The organism is Streptomyces sp. NPDC001594 (assembly GCF_042893675.1).
Taxonomy (GTDB): Bacteria; Actinomycetota; Actinomycetes; order Streptomycetales; family Streptomycetaceae; genus Streptomyces.
Window position 1 is genome coordinate 1 of record NZ_JBIAVB010000024.1, and the last position, 17,188, is coordinate 17,188.

General features: G+C 72.8%; 18 protein-coding genes. 8 read left to right on the forward strand and 10 right to left on the reverse strand.

Annotation, left to right across the window (positions count from 1 at the left end):
- The first annotated feature begins 153 nt into the window (after window positions 1-153).
- Window positions 154-729, forward strand: a complete 576-nt coding sequence (locus ACFY0O_RS34375) for a GNAT family N-acetyltransferase (RefSeq protein ID WP_388954231.1) — start codon at window positions 154-156, stop codon at window positions 727-729.
- On the opposite strand, the gene ACFY0O_RS34380 is transcribed toward ACFY0O_RS34375, so the two are convergent.
- The 7 genes from ACFY0O_RS34380 to ACFY0O_RS34410 all read right to left on the reverse strand — a co-directional run bounded on the left by ACFY0O_RS34380 (window position 726) and on the right by ACFY0O_RS34410 (window position 9,374).
- The gene (locus tag ACFY0O_RS34380; protein ID WP_388954234.1) at window positions 726-2,540 is read right to left on the reverse strand and encodes a type VI secretion protein; all 1,815 of its coding nucleotides are present in this window, start codon (window positions 2,538-2,540) and stop codon (window positions 726-728) included. The two genes, ACFY0O_RS34375 and ACFY0O_RS34380, sit on opposite strands and share 4 nt — an antisense overlap.
- 5 nt (window positions 2,541-2,545) lie before the next feature.
- The gene (locus tag ACFY0O_RS34385) at window positions 2,546-3,964 is read right to left on the reverse strand and encodes an ATP-binding protein (protein ID WP_358899072.1); all 1,419 of its coding nucleotides are present in this window, start codon (window positions 3,962-3,964) and stop codon (window positions 2,546-2,548) included.
- 19 nt (window positions 3,965-3,983) lie between these two features.
- Window positions 3,984-5,543, reverse strand: coding sequence for an SCO6880 family protein (locus ACFY0O_RS34390; RefSeq protein WP_388954237.1), 1,560 nt, complete (start codon window positions 5,541-5,543; stop codon window positions 3,984-3,986).
- Window positions 5,540-6,937, reverse strand: a complete 1,398-nt coding sequence (locus ACFY0O_RS34395) for a hypothetical protein (protein ID WP_388954240.1) — start codon at window positions 6,935-6,937, stop codon at window positions 5,540-5,542. The genes ACFY0O_RS34390 and ACFY0O_RS34395 overlap by 4 nt, the downstream gene beginning before the upstream one ends.
- Window positions 6,927-7,748: a hypothetical protein gene (locus ACFY0O_RS34400; protein ID WP_388954243.1), complete on the reverse strand. Its 822-nt coding sequence runs from the start codon at window positions 7,746-7,748 to the stop codon at window positions 6,927-6,929. Before ACFY0O_RS34400 ends, ACFY0O_RS34395 begins: the two co-directional genes overlap by 11 nt.
- A gap of 105 nt (window positions 7,749-7,853) precedes the next feature.
- Window positions 7,854-8,162 (reverse strand): hypothetical protein, encoded by a 309-nt coding sequence (locus ACFY0O_RS34405; protein WP_042818271.1) that lies wholly within the window; start codon window positions 8,160-8,162, stop codon window positions 7,854-7,856.
- 336 nt (window positions 8,163-8,498) lie between these two features.
- The gene (locus ACFY0O_RS34410; RefSeq protein WP_388954246.1) at window positions 8,499-9,374 is read right to left on the reverse strand and encodes a pentapeptide repeat-containing protein; all 876 of its coding nucleotides are present in this window, start codon (window positions 9,372-9,374) and stop codon (window positions 8,499-8,501) included.
- Between the two features lie 6 nt (window positions 9,375-9,380).
- Between ACFY0O_RS34410 and ACFY0O_RS34415 the strand changes: the two genes are divergently transcribed.
- The 5 genes from ACFY0O_RS34415 to ACFY0O_RS34435 all read left to right on the forward strand — a co-directional run bounded on the left by ACFY0O_RS34415 (window position 9,381) and on the right by ACFY0O_RS34435 (window position 14,737).
- Window positions 9,381-9,989: a LysE family transporter gene (locus ACFY0O_RS34415; protein WP_388954249.1), complete on the forward strand. Its 609-nt coding sequence runs from the start codon at window positions 9,381-9,383 to the stop codon at window positions 9,987-9,989.
- Window positions 9,990-10,040: 51 nt separating this feature from the next.
- Window positions 10,041-10,835, forward strand: a complete 795-nt coding sequence (locus ACFY0O_RS34420; protein WP_388954252.1) for a thioesterase family protein — start codon at window positions 10,041-10,043, stop codon at window positions 10,833-10,835.
- 205 nt (window positions 10,836-11,040) lie between these two features.
- Window positions 11,041-12,756: a protein kinase gene (locus ACFY0O_RS34425; protein WP_388954255.1), complete on the forward strand. Its 1,716-nt coding sequence runs from the start codon at window positions 11,041-11,043 to the stop codon at window positions 12,754-12,756.
- Window positions 12,757-12,817: 61 nt separating this feature from the next.
- Window positions 12,818-13,840 carry an NlpC/P60 family protein gene (locus ACFY0O_RS34430; RefSeq protein WP_388954258.1) on the forward strand — a complete coding sequence of 341 codons (1,023 nt, stop codon included), beginning with the start codon at window positions 12,818-12,820 and terminating at the stop codon, window positions 13,838-13,840.
- 198 nt (window positions 13,841-14,038) lie between these two features.
- Complete coding sequence (locus tag ACFY0O_RS34435; RefSeq protein WP_388954260.1) at window positions 14,039-14,737, forward strand: phosphatase PAP2 family protein; 699 nt, start codon at window positions 14,039-14,041, stop codon at window positions 14,735-14,737.
- Window positions 14,738-14,848: 111 nt separating this feature from the next.
- Here the strand turns inward: ACFY0O_RS34435 and ACFY0O_RS34440 are convergent, their stop codons facing one another.
- Window positions 14,849-15,088, reverse strand: coding sequence for a hypothetical protein (locus ACFY0O_RS34440; protein ID WP_388954262.1), 240 nt, complete (start codon window positions 15,086-15,088; stop codon window positions 14,849-14,851).
- Window positions 15,089-15,219: 131 nt separating this feature from the next.
- Window positions 15,220-15,396: a hypothetical protein gene (locus ACFY0O_RS34445; protein ID WP_388954265.1), complete on the reverse strand. Its 177-nt coding sequence runs from the start codon at window positions 15,394-15,396 to the stop codon at window positions 15,220-15,222.
- Window positions 15,397-15,583: 187 nt separating this feature from the next.
- On the opposite strand from ACFY0O_RS34445, the gene ACFY0O_RS34450 reads away from it, so the two are divergent.
- Window positions 15,584-16,438 (forward strand): hypothetical protein, encoded by an 855-nt coding sequence (locus ACFY0O_RS34450; protein ID WP_388954268.1) that lies wholly within the window; start codon window positions 15,584-15,586, stop codon window positions 16,436-16,438.
- 148 nt (window positions 16,439-16,586) lie between these two features.
- Window positions 16,587-16,739, forward strand: a complete 153-nt coding sequence (locus ACFY0O_RS34455) for a hypothetical protein (protein ID WP_388954438.1) — start codon at window positions 16,587-16,589, stop codon at window positions 16,737-16,739.
- A 44-nt stretch (window positions 16,740-16,783) separates the two neighbouring features.
- Here ACFY0O_RS34455 and ACFY0O_RS34460 read toward each other — a convergent pair whose 3' ends face one another.
- Entirely contained in the window at window positions 16,784-17,104 is a 321-nt protein-coding gene (locus tag ACFY0O_RS34460; RefSeq protein ID WP_042818427.1) for a metal-sensitive transcriptional regulator, read from the reverse strand.
- Window positions 17,105-17,188 lie beyond the last annotated feature (84 nt).

The following is a 17,188-nucleotide window of genomic DNA, read 5'->3' on the forward strand; positions in this document are numbered from 1 at the left end:
GGGGGACCCTGTGGGAGAGTAGGACGCCGCCGAACAATCATTGTGGGAAAGCCCCGCACCAGTCATGGTGCGGGGCTTTTCTGCGTTTACGGGCAAGTACGGATGCCGATATTTCGTTGACCTGCGAAGTTCGGACCGATTGGATGCGTGGGTATGGAACAGAACACGCAGCATGTGATCAGGGCCGTGCGGGCCGACGAGTGGGAGAAGGTCAGGGAGCTGCGGCTGGACGCGCTCCGGGACCCGGACGCGTCGCTGGCCTTTCTCGATACCTATGAGCAGGCGGCCGCCAAGTCCGACGAATTCTGGCAGGAGCGCGCGGCCGGCGCGGCCGAGGGCGTGCACGTCGCGCAGATCATCGCCGAGGCCCCCGACGGGCAGTGGAACGGGTCCGTGAGCGTGTTCATCGAGGACCGGGGGAGCACCGACTTCCTCCAGCAGGTGGTCGACACCGAGCAGGCACACGTCGTCGGTGTGTTCGTGCGGCCCGGGCAGCGGGGCAGTGGGCTCACCGATGCCCTGTTCGAGGCGGCGCTGGAGTGGGTGTGGACGCGGGAGGAGCCGGTGCTGGGGCGTGCGCGGCTGTTCGTGCACGAGAAGAACGAGCGGGCCGCCGGGTTCTACCGACGGTTCGGGTTCCGGCCGAGCGGGCTGGTGATCCCCAAGCCGGACGAGCCGTCCGCGAAGGAGCACGAGTACGTCTTCCTGCGGCCCGGGCGGGCTTCCTAGGCGACGGGCCACTCCGGCCAGCGGGCGCGGGCCTGTTCGCGGCTGCGGCACAGGGCCAGGAGCGGGAGCCTCTCCTCCGTGAGGAGGTCGGGGAGCTGGGGGACGGGGGCGACGGCCGCCACGTCCTCCAGGACCAGCGTCATTGGTGGGTCGAGCCGACCGTCGGATGACCGTGCGGCCATGCGGCGGCCGTGCTCGACCACGTGCGAGGCGAGTGCGGTGAGCAGGGGCATCGCACCCGGCTGGGTGCGCGGGTCCTCCAGGGGCTCACCCACTACGTAGAGGGTGCCCCCTTCGGCCGCGAACGATGCGAGCGTGAGGGCGTCCGTTCGATTCGGGTTGCAGGCCTCGCGGATGTGGACCGAGGTCAGGCAGGACAGGGCGCGGGCCGTCAGGTACTGGGCCTGCTCCCGGCGTTCGGGGTGGGCGATGAGGGCGCTCTCGAGTTCGCCGGCGGCGCCCGGGGCGGCCTGGGGGTGGGTGCGCAGGACGCGGACCGGTTCCTGGGAGCCGTTGCCCTGGGCCCAGCGGGCCAGTTGCTTGAACGGGAGGCCGTCGATGGCGGCCGCCTGGAGCCAGCTGCGGACGAGGGTTTCGGCGGTGTCGGCGACGGCCGCGTCGAGGCGGGCCTGGGGGCGTACGGCGGCCAGCAGGGCGTTCGCCCGGGCGGCGGCGGTGTCGCGGTCGGCGCAGCCGTCGGCGGGGTTCCAGTGCATGCGGTCCGGGGTGTCGCACAGGTGTGAGGGGTCGTAGAGGAGGACCGGGCCGAGCTTGGCGCGGGCGTCCTTGGTGTCCTGCCACAGGGCGGGGGAGGACGTGACCACCAGGACGGCGCCTTCGGCGGCGGATACGGCCTGGGCGGCGAGGCGGAGCCGTTCGGCCGGGGGTGCGTAGGCGACGCGGTGGGCCCGCGGGGTGGTGGGTCGGGCGGCCGGGGCGTAGCCGAAGCCGTAGCGGTAGGCCTCCTGGGCCGGGGGCTTGGTGCCGCGGGCCGGGGTGCGTGCGGGGGCCGGTGCGGAGACCGGGGCGTGCGCGGGCGGCTCCGCCTGGTGGGGGTGGGCCGGGGCGGGCGCCCGGTCCGGCCCGGGCAGGTGGCGGCCGGCCGGGGTCAGGGCGTCCCGGGACGGTGGGGTGCTCCCGGCCGGGATCCGATCCGCGTCGGAGGGGGAGGCCGTGTCTGCGTCGGGGGACGGGGGCCGGTGCGGCCGGCCCGTGCCGGCGGCGAGGGCCGGGGCCGGGTCCTGGCTCGGGATCGGCCCCCGGTTCCGGGCTGGGGGGGAGGCGTTCTCGTGCCCTTGGCCCCGGGCCGGGCCGCGGTCCTGGGACGGGCCCCGGTCGCGGGGCCGGCCGGGGGGCGCGGTGGTGCCCGAACGGTCGGCCGGGACCGGTGCGGAGTCCGGGTCCGGGTCCTGGGTCTGCTTCTGCTTCTGCTTCTGCTGCCTGGCCCGGATGCGGCGGGCCTTCGTTCGGGTGATCACGCCCAGGGTGAAGATCGTGAGGACCAGGAGGAGCAGGAGCTGGCTGATGAACAGGCCCCAGAACAGGCCCCAGCCGGAGAGGGCCGCCGGGTCGGTGTCGGGCCAGGCGGCCGGGATGTCGTGCGGTTGCGTTATCAGGGCGCGGACGGCGCCCGGGGTGCGGGTGAAGGTGACCGTGGCCGGCCAGGCGCCCTTGGCGAAGAGGGCCGCCAGGCCGGTGGCCGACCAGACCAGGACGGCGAGGCCGAGGAGGAAGGCCAGGAGGCCGACCAGTGCTCCGTCGGGGATGCCGCCGCCGCGCGGGCGGGGCTCCGTACCTCTGGCGTCGTGCATGGCGGTCAGGCCACCGTGGTCGCGGATCCGGGGCCGGTGCCCCGCTGGCGTTCGATGTACAGGGCGCGTTCCTCCGCTTCGAGTTCCGCGGCCAGCAGGTCTTCGGGGAGCTGCTGGGGCGTGGAGGACTCCGTCATCGCGCGGTCGGTGTAGACGAGGGGGCGTTCGGTCTCGGTGATCAGGTGTTTGACGACCTGGACGTTGCCGTTGACGTCCCAGACGGCGATGCCGGGGGTGAGGGTCGGGATGATTTCGACGGCCCAGCGCGGCAGGCCGAGGACGCGGCCCGTGGCGCGGGCCTCGTCGGCCTTCTGGGCGTAGATGGTGCGGGTGGAGGCCATCTTGAGGATGGCCGCGGCCTCGCGTGCGGCGGCTCCGTCGACGACGTCGGAGAGGTGGTGGACGACGGCGACGAAGGACAGGCCGAGGCGGCGGCCGAACTTCAGCAGGCGCTGGAACAGCTGGGCCACGAAGGGGCTGTTGATGATGTGCCAGGCCTCTTCGACCAGGAAGATCCGTTTTTTCCGGTCGGGGCGGATCCAGGTGTGTTCCAGCCACACGCCGACGATCGCCATGAGGATGGGCATGGCGATGGAGTTGCGGTCGATGTGGGAGAGGTCGAAGACGATCAGGGGGGCGTCGAGGTCGATGCCGACCGTGGTGGGGCCGTCGAACATGCCGCGCAGGTCGCCGTCCACGAGGCGGTCGAGGACGAGCGCGACGTCGAGGCCCCAGGCCCGGACGTCGTCTATGTCGACGTTCATCGCGAGGGCGGACTCGGGTTCGGGGTGGCGCAGCTGCTCGACGATGTCGGTGAGGACGGGCTGGCGGTCCTGGATGGTGTCGACGACGTAGGCGTGCGCGACCTTGAGGGCGAAGCCGGAGCGTTCGTCCAGGCCGTGGCCCATCGCCACTTCGATGATGGTGCGGAGCAGCGCGAGCTGGCCGGTCGTGGTGATCGCCGGGTCGAGGGGGTTGAGGCGGATCCCGTCGTCGTTGGCGGCGATGGGGTCCAGGCGGATGGGGGTTATCCCCAGGGCTTCCGCGATGAGGTTCCATTCGCCGACGCCGTCTTCGCCCTGGGCGTCGAGGACGACGACCTGGCGGTCGCGGAAGCGGAGCTGGCGCAGGACGTACGTTTTTTCGAGGGCTGATTTGCCGTTGCCGGATTCGCCGAGGACGAGCCAGTGGGGGGCCGGGAGCTGCTGGCCGTAGAGCTGGAAGGGGTCGTAGATGTAGCCCTTGCCGCTGTAGACCTCGCGGCCGATGATCACACCGGAGTCGCCGAGGCCGGGGGCGGCGGTGGGCAGGTAGACGGCCTGGGCCTGGCCGGTGGAGGTGCGCACGGGCAGGCGGGTGGTCTCGACCTTGCCGAAGAGGAAGCTGGTGAAGGCGTCCGTCAGCGCGGACATGGGATCTCGCATGGCGGCTTTTCCCTTCCGGCTAGCGTCGGATGCCGGTCGCGAACGGCAAGGTGTTGACGAAGGCGCGGTGGTGCTCGCGGTCGCACCACTCGAGTTTCAGGTAGGACTTGCCGGCGGAGGCGCGGATGGTGCGCTTGTCGCGGGCGAGGGCTTCGGGGGAACGCGAGGACACCGTGATGTACCCGACGAGGTTGACCCCGGCAGCGCCGCTGGCGAGATCTTCACCCCTCTGGTCGAGCCGGCCGTGTGCGGCGATGTCGCGGGGGTCGACGGTGCGGTTCATCTTGGCGGCGCGGGAGGCGTCGGCCTCGTCGTTGGTCTTCTCCGTCAGCATGCGCTCGATGGCGATCTCGGTGGGTTCGAGGTCCATGGTGACGGCGACGGTGCGGATGACGTCCGGGGTGTGGACGAGGAGGGGGGCCAGGAAGTTCACGCCGACGGGGGTCATCGGCCATTCCTTGATCCATGCGGTGGCGTGGCACCAGGGGGCGCGGGTGGAGGATTCGCGGGTCTTGGCCTGGAGGTAGGTGGGCTCCACGGCGTCGAGCTCGGCGGGCCAGGCGTTGCGCTTGGTCATGGCCTGGATGTGGTCGATCGGGTGGTCCGGATCGTACATGGAGTGCACGAGGGAGGACAGGCGTCCCTGGCCCAGCGGCTGGCGGACGCGGATGTCGGCTTCGGCGAGGCGGGCGCAGATGTCGGTGAGCTCGCGGGCCATGACGATGGCGAGTCCGGCGTCGCGGTCGAGCTTGCGGCCCTTGGTGCTGCCGGCGCGGGCGATGGTGGTGGCCTCGGCGGCGAGCTCGCGGGTGTAGTGCATGCAGGCGACGAGGTAGGCGCGGTGCTGCTCCGAGGAGGTGGAGACCATCGACTGGAGCTGGTCGTAGGAGTCGCGCAGCCAGGGGGCGGCGGTGGCGTCCCCGCGCTGGGCGACGTCCTTGGCGTGGGCGTCGGGGTCGGCGGGGAGGGTGCGGGCGAGCATCTGGAGGCGGGTGACGAAGCCGTCGCCGTTGGCGACGTGCTTGAGGAGGGTGCCGAAGCGGTCGACGAGGGCTTCCTGGTCCTCGCTGTCGCGCAGGCCGACGCCGGGGCCTTCGATCTCGATGGCGGCGGTGACGGTGCGGCGGTCGGCGTGGAGGAGGACGGCGATCTCGTCGGGGCCGAAGGGGGCGGCGAGCCAGTTGATGCGGCCGATGCCGGGGGGCGGGCCGACCTCGACCTCGCGGCCGTCGGCGGCGCGGGTGCCGGCCTCCATGGCGGAGGAGCGGTAGGTGGTGCCGCGGCGCAGGGTGCGTTTGTAGCTGCGGTTGATCTCGAACCACCGGTAGTAGGTGCGGCCCTTGTAGGGGACGTAGACGGCGGCGAGGGCGAGCAGCGGGAAGCCGGCGAGGCTGACGATGCGCAGGGTGAGGTCGGGGACGAGCAGTCCGCTCATCATGCCGAGGAACGCGCCGACGATGATCAGGGCGATCTCGCCGGTTTCGCGGTTCTTGCCGACGATCGCGTTCGGCCGGGCCCGGCCGATGAGATACGTGCGGCGGGGCACGACCGGGTGGAGCTGGTGGGACTGGGTCGTCAACGCCCGTCACCTCCTGTGTTCCTCGTACTCGAGCCAGTGCGGGGCGGGGGTGCGGCGGGCGGGACGCTCCCGCCGCCTCCTCCGCTGCCGGAGCCGCGGCTGCTGTGGGCGGCCATGCCTCCGGAGATCTGGTTGGCGTCGCCGCCGGTGGAGCCGCTGCCGCCGCCGGCGCGGTGGGCGCCGCCGCGGCTGCTGTGGGTTTTGATGCCCTGGGAGACGAGGGAGGCCGGGGAGCTGATGACGGCGGCTGCCTGGGCGCCGTCGGTGGCCTGCTTGCGGTTGCTGCGGGCGGAGGCGATCTCGTCGCCGAAGCCGGGGACGAAGCGGTAGATCATGGCGGAGGCGAAGATCGCCAGGAGGATGATGGCGAGGCCGGAGACGACGGCGGAGAAGGCGTTGGGGCCCTTGTTGCCCGCGAGGGCGCCGGCGAGGCCGAGGACGATGACGATGACCGGCTTCACGAGGATGACGGCGATCATGATGCCGGCCCAGCGGCGGACGTGGCCCCACATGTTGCGGTCGACGAGTCCGGCGTAGACGACGGTGCCGAGGAGGGCGCCGACGTAGAGGAGGGCGGCGCGGATGACGAGCTCCAGCCAGAGGACGCCGGCGGCGAGGACGGTGACGAGGGCGACGACGATCAGCATGATCGGGCCGCCGCCGATGTCGTCGCCCTTCTTGAGGGCGTCGGTGAAGGAGCCGAAGAAGACGTCGCTCTGGCTGCCGGTGGCGGAGGCGATGACGTCGGTGACGCCGTCGGTGGCGGAGACGACGGTGTAGAGGATCAGGGGGGTGAAGGCGGAGGCGAGGACGGTGAGCCAGAGGAAGCCGATGGCTTCGGAGAGGGCGGTGGAGAGGGGGACGCCGCGGATGGCGCGCTTGGCTACGGCCAGGAGCCAGAGGACGAGGGTGAGGACGGTGCTGGCGGCGAAGACGACCGCGTACTGCTGGAGGAAGGCGGGGTTGGTGAAGTCGACGTTGGCGGTGCCCTTGACGGCTTCGCTGAGCTTCCCGACGATCCAGGCGGCGGCGTCGGCGCAGCCGCGGGCGAGGGAGGCGAGGGGGTTGAGGGCGTCGGTGGGGCTGTTCGGCGAGAGTCCGGTGCTGGAGCCGGTGCCGGGGCTGGCGCCGCCGGCCTGGCGTTCGCAGGCCTCCTTGAGGGTGCCGATGACGCCTTCGCACTTGGACGGTGTGGGGGTGCCGGAGGGGGATGCCGACGGGGACCCGGAGGGGGTCGGGTTGGGGCTGGGGGCGGCGAAGGCGCGTGCGGACAGCAGCACGAGCGCCGTCTGAAGGGCGGTCAGGGTCGCGGCGACGCGGAAGGGGGCGCGGGGGGCGGCGGCACGGAGGGTGCTGCCGGCGCGGCTGGGCGTGCCGGGGCGGCTACCGGGCATAGGTGAACCCTCCGAACTCCTGGACGGCCTTGCTGATGTCGTCGGACGTGGAGGCGGGTACGTCGCCGGGGACCGGGGCGGGGCCGTCCTGCTGGGTGTCGGAGGCGACCTTCCAGTCGTCCCCCGCCCAGGTCAGTTCGAAGGTCCAGGTCTTCCACGTGGTGCTCACCGGGGTGGTGGACTTGGCGCCGGTCATGCCGACCAGGGCCATGTACCAGACGGAGACCTTGGCGTTGGCTGGGCCGAAGTTCTCGACGCGGGTGCCGACGGGGACGGCGCGGGTGACGAAGGTGTTGCCCTGGGGGGCGTTGCCGTTCGCGTCGAGGCCGAGGGCGGCGAAGAAGGCGGGGGAGTAGGCGGTGTCCTGCTGCCCCTTGCGCTGGGCCGCCGCCTCCGGGGTGTAGACGGCGTCCATGAGGGTGTGGCGGACGTCCTTCTTGAGCATGCCGTCGGAGTTGAGGGCCACCGCGTAGTTCGCGGCGGCGGATTGGGCGCCTTGTTCGTCGTGGGCGAAGCCCTTGGGGATGCCGGCGGACTTGGTGGTGACCGGGGCCGTGCCCGTGGGGGTGGTGGCGTTGGTGGTGGGGGGTTTGTTCGAGGTGGGGGGGGCGGCGGGGGGCTGGGAGCGGTTCGCGAAGGCGATGGCGGCGATGAGCAGGACCACGACACCGACCACCGTGATCAGGCCGCGCGAGGCGCGGGGGGTGCGGCGGGGGGTGCCGTAGGGGTCGGAGGGGGAGTCCGGGAGGCGGGTGCGGGTCTGGCCCGTTCCGCCGACGGCGCCCCCGCCGTACTGGTCGTCGTTGCTCATTGCCTGTCGTCCGCCCCCTCCGCGTCGTACGACGGTAGCGCTCGTTTCCGCGCAGGCGCGGTGTGGTGATTCCTCATCAGGGTGCGGCCGGCCGCGGTGGTGCTGCTAGACGGCCATTCCGTAGACGATCGTGAAGAGGGTGCCGAGGGAGCCGATGATGAAGACTCCGGTGAGCCCGGCCACGATCAGGCCCTTGCCCTGCTCCGCGCTGAAGGTGTCGCGCAGTGCGGTGGCGCCGATGCGCTGCTTGGCGGCGCCCCAGATGGCGATGCCGAGGCAGAGGAGGATCGCCACGGCCATGATGACCTCGATCATGACCTTCGCTTCGTTGCCGAGACTGCCGAACGGCCCCCAGTTCGGGGCGATTCCGCCGATGATGGTGGTGATGTCGCCCTTTTCGGCTGCCAGGATCATGTAACTCACCGCCCCGTTATGGGTAGTTCCGGTAGCCCGTGCCCGATGGCAGGGGTCACTCACTATCTTCGCTGATGAAACGTCGGCCGTCGTCGACTTGGCCGGTCTCTTTACCCGATGTCCCGGGTGTCGGGCCGTGTGTGCGCGGGTGTGCGGTCGTACGCATGGCCTGACCTGGTCACTCTGTGTATCACGGGGGGTGACCTCGGGCAATGACTGGCGGCTCGGGGGGTGGCGCGCCGTGGGTGTGGCGCGGTCGTGGCGCTCGGCGGGCGTGCGGGTGCGTGCGGGGCGCACGGGGGTGGGGCGGGCGCCGGGGGGTCTGCCGGGCGGGGGTCAGCTCCAGTGGGCGGGGCGGGTGAGGTGGCCGGGGATGCGGGTCGCGGCGTCGCCCTGGGCGGCGTTCAGCTGGGGCTGGGTGAGGAAGAGGGTGTCGCGGAGGTCCGCGCCGCGGAGGTTGGTGTCGCGCAGGTCCGTGCCGATCAGGTCGGCGCCCCGGAGGTCGGCGCGGCCGAGGTCGGCGGCGATCAGGTAGGCGCCGCGCAGGTTGGCGCCGCGCAGGTCGGCTCCGGCGAGGCGGGCGCCCATGAGGTCGGCGCCGCGGTGGTTCTTCTTGCGGCCCGGGGCCTTGGCGCGGGCGAGCTCGCTGGCCTTGAGGAGGAGGGTGTTGATCTCCTGGCGGAGGGCGGGGACGTCGAGGGCGGCGAGGGTGTCCGCGTCGGCCCGGGTGAGGGCTTCGGTCCTGGTGAGGAGCGTGCGCAGGGCGGGGTGGAGCGCGGCGGCCGCCGGGATGTCGAGGGCGGCGGACACGTAGAAGAGGAGTTCGTGGAGCTGGCGCATGACCGGGAAGGCGTCGAACATCGCCTGCCGGGTGTCGGGGTGGGTGCGCCAGTCGCGGCCTTCGAAGGTGACCTGGGAGATCTGCTGGCCCGCGCCGAAGCAGTCGAAGACGGTGCAGCCCTGGAAGCCCTGGTCGCGCAGGCCGGTGTGGATGCCGCAGCGGAAGTCCTGGCGGAGGTTCTTGCAGGGGGTGCCGGCGGCCTTGTTCACGGCGAAGTCGGCCGACTTGGCGAAGGGCAGGGCGACGCAGCAGAGCGCGAAGCAGTTCGCGCAGTCGGCCTGCAGGAGGGGGAGGGCGGGGCGGGGAGAGCTGGACACCGGTCCATTGTCGCTTGAGGAGGTCTTGATCCGCTGCCGGGGGGCGGTGAGCATCCGTGCATGACTGAAGTGATCGCGGTTGCCGTCATTACGTTGCTCGCCGTCGTGAGTCCGGGGGCGGACTTCGCGATGGTCGTGCGGAACAGCTACTTGTACGGGAGGTCCACCGGGCTGTTCGCGGCGGCGGGGGTCGCGGCCGGGGTGCTGGTGCACGTCTCGTACACCATGCTCGGGGTGGGGCTGCTGATCGCCTCGTCGACGGCCCTGTTCACGGCGATCAAACTGGCGGGGGCGGCCTACCTGGTGTGGATCGGGATCCGTACCTTCCGGGCGCGGTCCGAGCTGACCGTGGACCTGGAGTCGAAGCCGGAGCTGACGCGGCTGGGGGCGCTGAGGTCGGGGTTCCTGACGAACGTGCTGAATCCGAAGACGACGTTGTTCGTCGTGTCCACGTTCACGCAGGTGGTGGGTCCGGACACGGCGGCCTGGCGGCAGGCCGGGTACGGGCTGTTCATGTCGGGGGCGCACCTGGTGTGGTTCGGGGCGGTGGCGCTGTTCTTCTCGCACTCGGCGCTGCGTGAGCGGATGCTCAGGGCGCAGAAGGCGCTGAACCGGGCCATCGGGTCGGTGCTGGTGGGGCTGGGGGTGGGGCTGGGCCTGGCGCGCTGAGGGGGGCGCGGGGCTGGTGTGGGGGGTTACCTGTGGGTAGCGTGCGGCGGCATGGGAGCTGAGGACGGGTTCTACGAACGGATCGGTGAGGGCCGCTTCCGGGCCACCGTGGCGACGCGCGGGCCGTGGGACCCGGGCTCGCAGCACGCGGGGCCGCCGGCCGCGCTGCTGGGGCGGGCCGTGGAGGAGCGGGCGGGGGCGCGCGGGGACATGAGGGTCGCGCGGATCACGTACGAGATCCTTCGGCCGGTGCCGATCGGGGAGCTGGCCGTGACCACCTCGGTGCTGCGGGCGGGGCGGGGCACGGAGCTGGTCGAGGCGGCGCTGACCCCGGCCGGGGCGGACGGGCCGGTGATGCTGGCGCGGGCGCTGCGGATCAGGGTGGCGGGGGAGCCGGTGCCGGCGGTGGCCCAGGGGGCGCAGGTGCCGCCGCCCGGGGAGGCGGCGGTGGCGCCGTTCCTGCCCGTGCCGTGGGAGACGGGGTACCACACGTCGGTGGAGGCCCGGTTCACGGAGGGGGCCTTCACCGAGCCGGGGCCGGGGACCTGCTGGATGCGGATGCGGGTGCCGCTGGTCGCGGGGGAGGCGGTGCGGCCGCTGGACCGGGTGCTGGTCGCCGCCGATTCGGGGAACGGGATCGGGGCGGTGATGGACTTCGGGCGGTTCGTCTTCGTCAACGGGGACCTGACGGTCCATCTGCACCGGCACCCGGTGGGGGAGTGGGTGTGCGTCGAGGCGCGCACGAGCGTGGACGCGGGCGGGATCGGGCTGGCGGACGCGCGGCTGCACGACGAGAAGGGGCCGATCGGGCGGGGGGCGCAGAGCCTGTTCGTGGCGCCGAGGTGACAGCGCCGGGGTGAGGCCGGTGATGGTGGCCCGGTGCCGGGGTGGGATCTGGCAGGGGTACGGGCCGGTACGGGGTGCCGGTACGAGTGTCGGTGCGGCGGCCGGTGCGGCGGCCGGTGCGGGGGTGCCGGCCGGCTCGGCGGCGGTGCCGCGTGGGCGTCAACCCCCTTGCCGGGCTGGTCAGTCGGTGTGGCAGGCTCGCGGGATGGAGCCACTCTGGGAGAGCGATCCCGCCCGCATCGGAGCGCATGCGCTGCTGGCCCGTCTCGGGGCCGGCGGGATGGGGCAGGTGTACCTCGGGCGGTCGCCCGGAGGGCGGCTGGTGGCCGTCAAGGTGGTGCGCGAGGAGATCGTCGGGCATCCCGAGGCGCTGGCCCGCTTCCGGCGTGAGGCGCGCACGGTGGCGGCGGTGCGGTCGGCGTACACGGCGAACCTGATCGACGCCTCGCTGGAGTCGGCGCCGTTCTGGCTGGCCACCGAGTACGTCGCGGGCCCCACGCTGGGCAACGCGGTGGGGGCACGGGGGGCGCTGCCCGCGCAGACCTGCCGCAGGCTGGGCGCGGCGCTGGCCGAGGGGCTGGCGAGCGTGCACGCGTACGGCGTCACGCACCGGGACCTGAAGCCGCAGAACGTCATCCTCGGTGCGCAGGGTCCCCAGCTGATCGACTTCGGGATCGCGAGCGCGGTCGGTGCGACGGCCCTGACCCAGGACGGGCAGGCGCCCGGTACGCCGGGCTACACGGCCCCGGAGGTGCTGCTGGGCGGCGGGGCGGGACCTGCGGCGGACGTGTTCGCGCTCGGTGCGACGCTGGCGTACGCGGCGACCGGGCGGCCGCCCTTCGGCGGCGGCGCGGCGGCGACCGTGGGGTACCGGGCGGTGCACGAGCCGGTCGACGTGGCCGGGGTGGAGCCGGAGCTGGCGGCGCTGATCGAGGCCTGCGTGGCGAAGGACCCGGCGGCCCGCCCGGATCCGGCGGAGGTGATCCGGCGCTGCGGGGTGCGGGACGCGCTGCTGGACGACCCGGTGTACACGGCGTTGCCGGCGCTGGGGGAGCCCGTCCCGCTGCACGAGATGCGGACGCAGGGGCCGGGGTACCCGTACGTGCCGACGCAGGCGGGGCACGCGTCCGCGCAGCCGGGCCGTCGGGCGGGGCGCCGTGCGGCGTGGGCGGTCGCGGGTACGGCGGTGGCCGCGGGACTGGCGCTGGCGGCCTGGCAGCTGCTCCCGTTCGACGGCGGCGGGCGGGGCGGGCAGGCGCGTGGCGCGGGCGGTCCGTCCTCGGGGAGCCCGGCGGCTGACGGCCGGGCCCCGGCGGGGTCCGCGCGGCCCCCGGCCGAGCCCGCCGCCGGCGGCACGCCCCCGTCCGCCGGCTCCGGGGGCGGCTCCCGGCGCCCGGCCCCGTACATCGAGGACAACCGGATCTCGCACTACTTCTGGAAGCCCTCGGCCGACCCCCTCCTGGCCTCCCACGGGCAGGGGCAGTGCAACCTGCCCGCCGAGCAGAAGCCGCCCGGCGCGGACATGCAGACCACCGCCACGGTGTCGGGGAACTCCGTGAAGGTCGAGATGCGCATCAAGTACGCGGAGATGAGCGCGACCCGGCCCGATCCGTACTACGTGTCGGTAGCGGTCAGGTCGCCGCACGACACGGACGCGGAGACGGGCATGCCCTTCAAGGTGGACAACAAGCGGGTCGGCTTCACCAGCAAGCCGGTCGACATCTACGGCAAGTGGGACACCGGGAAGTTCCTCACCCTCACCTACCCGGACGATTTCGCGGAGCACGTGCAAGGGGGCAGGACGTACCCCGCCGTGCCCCTGGCCAACGACCCGGGGGACTGGACGCTGGTCTTCTACCACGTCGAGGATGACCCCACGAAGTACACCAGCATCAACTGCTCGGGCTTCCGAGTGGGTTAGTACGACCGGCGACACGGGCGATTCACACGTGGAAGTGACGGGGATGGGGGAGTGTTGACGGATGCGCAGATTCTGGATGGCAGGCGGAATCGGGGCGGGGGTCTGTCTGGGCTTCGTCGGGCTCCTCGTCGTGGGCACGTACTCGGCCGCGGCGGGGATCGCGGGCTCCGCCTCCGGGCGGCCGCTCGGGCTGGTGCAGGGCGCGGTGCCGGGCAAGTACCAGGCGCTGGTGCAGAAGTGGGGCACCCTGTGCCCGGCGCTCACCCCCGGGCTGCTGGCGGCCCAGCTGTACTCCGAGAGCGGCTGGGACCCGAGGGCGGTCAGTCCCGCCGACGCGCGCGGGATCGCGCAGTTCATCCCGGGCACCTGGGCGGGTCACGGCATCGACGGGGACGGGGACGGGGACCGGGACATCTGGGACCCCAACGACGCCATCCCGTCGGCGGCCTCGTACGACTGCGAACTCGCCAAGGACGTGGCCAAGGTGCCGGGTGACGCCACGTCGAACATGTTCGCCGCCTACAACGCGGGCGCGTACGCGGTCATCAAGTACGGCGGGGTGCCCCCGTACAAAGAGACCCAGGGGTACGTGAAGTCGATCACCGATCTGGCGAAGACCTTCGAGCGCCCCGTCGGGCGGGTGTCGCCCTCGCAGCAGGCCGCCGGGGCCGTGTACTTCGCGCAGAAGCAGCTCGGGACGCCGTATCTGTGGGGCGGTGACGGGACGGCCGCCGACAACGGGCGGTTCGACTGTTCCGGGCTGACCAAGGCGGCCTACGAGACGGTCGGGGTCGATCTGCCGCGCGTGGCCAACGACCAGTACAACGCCGGGTCGCATCCCTCGCGGGCCGAACTGCTCCCCGGTGATCTGGTGTTCTTCTCCGATGATCTGACGAACTCCCGGGAGATCCGGCACGTCGGGCTGTACGTGGGCGGCGGCTACATGATCAACGCCCCGTACACCGGTGCCGTCATCCGGTTCGACAAGATCGACACCCCGGACTACTTCGGTGCGACCCGGGTGACGAAGGAGGGGGCGGAGGCGCTTCCGGAGCGGTCGGCGGCCGCCCCGAAGGCTTCGTAGCTCTCCGTGAAGCACAGGCCCTGAGCTGCGACGATGAGTCACTCTTGGATAACGTTGACGTGATCATCTGGTGGAGAGTGGAACCATGCCCGGTAGTACGGGCGTTCCATGGTCACGGGGATTGATCGACGGGGGGGTTTGAAGGGGCGCACCGTCGTGCGTCCCCACGGGACCTAGGCAAGCAAGGGGCCGCGTCACATGGCTGGACTCACGACCGGTGGGCCGAATGTGGATGTCAGCCTGCTGTACCGGATCAACAGCGTCGCCCGCAGCGCCCCCGAATGGCTCGACCGGGGCGTCGGCCTCCTCGCCGCCTACGGACTGCCGCTGGCCATGGTCCTGCTGGTGCTGTGGTGTTGGCGCGGAGCGCGCCGGCAGGACGAGGCGGCCGCCGCCGAGTCGTTCGCCGCGCTGGTGTGGGCCCCGCTGGCCGCCGCGCTCGCGCTCATGGTGAACGTGCCGCTGCGCGGGTTCGTGGCGCGGCCCCGGCCGTTCGTCGCGCACGAGGGCCTCGAAGTCCTCGGCGGTGTCCACGTCGGGCCGGACGCCGGGTTCACCTTCGTCAGCGACCACGCCACCCTCGCGATGGCACTCGGCATCGGGGTGTTCCTCGCCAACCGCCGGCTCGGCCTGGTCGGGATCGGGCTCGCGCTCGCCGAGGGGCTGTGCCGCGTCTACCTGGGCGTGCACTACCCGACCGACGTCATCGGGGGCTTCGCGCTCGGCACCGCCGTCGTCCTCCTCCTCGCCCCGCTCGCCATGGCCGGGCTGACCCCGCTGGCACGCGCCCTGGCCCGGACGCCCCGCCTGGGGCTGCTCGTCCGGGCCGGGGAACGGGTGGTGGCCCGGCCGGTGGAGCTGGCGCAGCGGCCCGGCGAGAGCGACCTCGCCGCCTGAGGCGCGGACGGGCCGTTCACGGGTTCCAGAGCGCGAGCAGGAGCGCCAGCACCAGGCACACGCCCGCCGCGCCGAAGCACAGGCGGACCGCCGTCGGGCGGGAGCGGGGCGTCACGCGTCGCCGTCCTCGCCGCTGCCGCCGCCCGGGCGCTCCGCTTCCTCACGGCGGTAGCGGGAGCGCAGCCACAGGCCGGTGACCGTCGCCGCGGCGATGGTGAGCCCGATGGCCAGCGCCACGTCGGCCGGGCCGTCCGCCGAGCCCACGGGACGGGCCCAGGCCGCCGCGGCCGGGGTGAGCGCGAGCAGCAGGGCCCAGAGGAGGGCCGCGACACGGGGTGCGGTTCCTGGCATGCCTCCAGCGCAACCGGTCCCGCCGCCCCCGGCCAGCCGGGAAGGCCGAACGGGCGACACGCCCGGCCGCGGGGGGAGTCGGGAGGAGTCGGCGGGAGTCGGCGGGAGTCGGCGGGAGTCGGCGGGAGGGGTCAGCCGTCCGAGGTGTGCCGGGTGGCGTCCTTGCGGGCCAGGTCACGGGAGCGGCGGGCCGGCCCGGTCCAGCCGCAGCTGCACACGGCCAGGCAGAAGGAGCCCCGCTCGGCGGTGCTCGTCGTGTGTCCGGTGGGTGGCTGTGCGGCTTCCGCGGGGTGACGCGGTTCGGGCACAGCGGTAAACGGAGCGATCGGGGTCGCCTTGGTGTGCGGATCCACCTCTCCACGGTACCGGGGGCGGCCCAGCCCCGGTACGGCCCCCGGCCACTTCCGGACCGTTACGGGAAACCCCGGACCTCGTTAACCGGAGCGGGTGGGGGCCTCGGGCAAACAGCGGTCATGCGTTGGGGGTTGGCAGGCGATGGTGGTGCACCAGCACAGGCGGCGGCGACGGCGTGCGGGCAAGGCGGTGCTCGCGGTCTGTGTGGCCGTCACCGTGGCCGCGCTGGGCGGATGCGGCGCCGCGAGCGGCACGGTGGCCGGCGGCGGCCCGGCCGACGCCCGTCCCCCGGGCGACCCCGCGGCGGCGGTCCGCGGGGCCGCCGACGCGCTCGCCGCCACCGGGAGCGCGCAGGCCCGTACGGCGATGGAGATGGCGACCGGCGGGACCCGGGTGACCATCCGGGGCGAGGGCGGGGTCGACTTCCGCAAGCGGATGGGCCAGCTGCTGGTGATGCTGCCCGCCGACGTGAAGGGGCAGCCCGAGCACCGGCCGATCACCGAGCTGCTCGTCCCCGGCGCGCTCTACATGAAGAACCGGGGCGCCGGAGTCCCCGACGACAAGTGGGTCCGCCTCGACACGGCGGCCCTCCCCGACGGGAACCTCGTCACGGGCGGGGCCACCGACCCGCTGGCCGCCGCCGAGCTGCTGCGCGGCGCCCAGGAGGTGACGTACGTCGGCGAGACCGACGTGGCGGGGACCAAGGTGCGGCACTACCGGGGGACGACGGACATCGGGCGGGCCGCGCAGGGCGCCTCCTCAGGGGTCAAGGAGGCCCTGCAGGCCGCGGCGAAAGGGTTCAGCAAGGACAGCGTGCCCTTCGACGCGTACCTGGACGAGGCGGGCCGGCTGCGGAAGGTCCGCCACCGTTTCACCTACGTCAAGAATGGCGTGATCGATGTCTCCTCGACGACGCTGCTGTACGGGTTCGGCACCCCGGTGACCGTCGCATTGCCCGCAGAAGGGGACATTTACGCGGGGAAGATCGCCGAGTAGCCGGCCGGAACGGCCCGGGCTGTACGTCCGGGCCATGGCTCCACTATCCGGAAATGGTCCATCCGTGTCATGCGCGGCACGAGCGGCGGTCCCTACGCTGGGAAACCGGGTGCCGGACGGGCGATGGCGGCAGAGAGAGGTGACACGCGTGACTCCCGCGGGCGGTACGACGGTGCAGGACCACGTGGCGCTCGCCGAGATCGAGCTCTGCGGGGAGCTGATCATCGCGGCCTCGGCCGCGGCCGAGGATCGGCTGAGTCAGGACCGGATCGACGAGGTGCTGCTGGGCATCGGGCCGTAGCCCCCCTCGGGGGTCTTCTCCGCGGCCGCCCCCGGTGGCCGGAACTAGCTGCGCAGCAGGCGGGCGATGGCCTTCGTGGCCTCCTCCACCTTCGCGTCGATCTCGGTGCCGCCCTTGACGGCGGCGTCCGCCACGCAGTGGCGCAGGTGCTCCTCCAGGAGCTGGAGGGCGAAGGACTGGAGGGCCTTCGTGCTCGCCGACACCTGGGTGAGTATGTCGATGCAGTACACGTCCTCGTCGACGAGCCGCTGGAGGCCCCGGATCTGGCCCTCGATCCGGCGCAGCCGCTTGAGGTGCTCGTCCTTCTGGTGGTGATAGCCGTGGACGGGAACGGCCCCGGAGCCCTCCGCTTCGATGGTCGTCATCAGTCCTCCCGTGGTCCGGTACGAGGGGGTATATACCCCTCATGGGTATAGGTTACTTCGCCCGGGCCGCAGGGGCAGGGATCC

What these genes read in the sequence shown, in the direction of transcription:
- ACFY0O_RS34375 (WP_388954231.1), top strand. Translation starts at nt 154, where the DNA reads ATGGAACAGAACACGCAGCATGTGATCAGGGCCGTGCGGGCCGACGAG.
- ACFY0O_RS34380 (WP_388954234.1), bottom strand. Translation starts at nt 2,540, where the DNA reads ATGCACGACGCCAGAGGTACGGAGCCCCGCCCGCGCGGCGGCGGCATC.
- ACFY0O_RS34385 (WP_358899072.1), bottom strand. Translation starts at nt 3,964, where the DNA reads ATGCGAGATCCCATGTCCGCGCTGACGGACGCCTTCACCAGCTTCCTC.
- ACFY0O_RS34395 (WP_388954240.1), bottom strand. Translation starts at nt 6,937, where the DNA reads ATGCCCGGTAGCCGCCCCGGCACGCCCAGCCGCGCCGGCAGCACCCTC.
- ACFY0O_RS34400 (WP_388954243.1), bottom strand. Translation starts at nt 7,748, where the DNA reads ATGAGCAACGACGACCAGTACGGCGGGGGCGCCGTCGGCGGAACGGGC.
- ACFY0O_RS34405 (WP_042818271.1), bottom strand. Translation starts at nt 8,162, where the DNA reads ATGATCCTGGCAGCCGAAAAGGGCGACATCACCACCATCATCGGCGGA.
- ACFY0O_RS34410 (WP_388954246.1), bottom strand. Translation starts at nt 9,374, where the DNA reads ATGCTCACCGCCCCCCGGCAGCGGATCAAGACCTCCTCAAGCGACAAT.
- ACFY0O_RS34415 (WP_388954249.1), top strand. Translation starts at nt 9,381, where the DNA reads ATGACTGAAGTGATCGCGGTTGCCGTCATTACGTTGCTCGCCGTCGTG.
- ACFY0O_RS34420 (WP_388954252.1), top strand. Translation starts at nt 10,041, where the DNA reads ATGGGAGCTGAGGACGGGTTCTACGAACGGATCGGTGAGGGCCGCTTC.
- ACFY0O_RS34425 (WP_388954255.1), top strand. Translation starts at nt 11,041, where the DNA reads ATGGAGCCACTCTGGGAGAGCGATCCCGCCCGCATCGGAGCGCATGCG.
- ACFY0O_RS34430 (WP_388954258.1), top strand. Translation starts at nt 12,818, where the DNA reads ATGCGCAGATTCTGGATGGCAGGCGGAATCGGGGCGGGGGTCTGTCTG.
- ACFY0O_RS34435 (WP_388954260.1), top strand. Translation starts at nt 14,039, where the DNA reads ATGGCTGGACTCACGACCGGTGGGCCGAATGTGGATGTCAGCCTGCTG.
- ACFY0O_RS34440 (WP_388954262.1), bottom strand. Translation starts at nt 15,088, where the DNA reads ATGCCAGGAACCGCACCCCGTGTCGCGGCCCTCCTCTGGGCCCTGCTG.
- ACFY0O_RS34450 (WP_388954268.1), top strand. Translation starts at nt 15,584, where the DNA reads ATGGTGGTGCACCAGCACAGGCGGCGGCGACGGCGTGCGGGCAAGGCG.
- ACFY0O_RS34460 (WP_042818427.1), bottom strand. Translation starts at nt 17,104, where the DNA reads ATGACGACCATCGAAGCGGAGGGCTCCGGGGCCGTTCCCGTCCACGGC.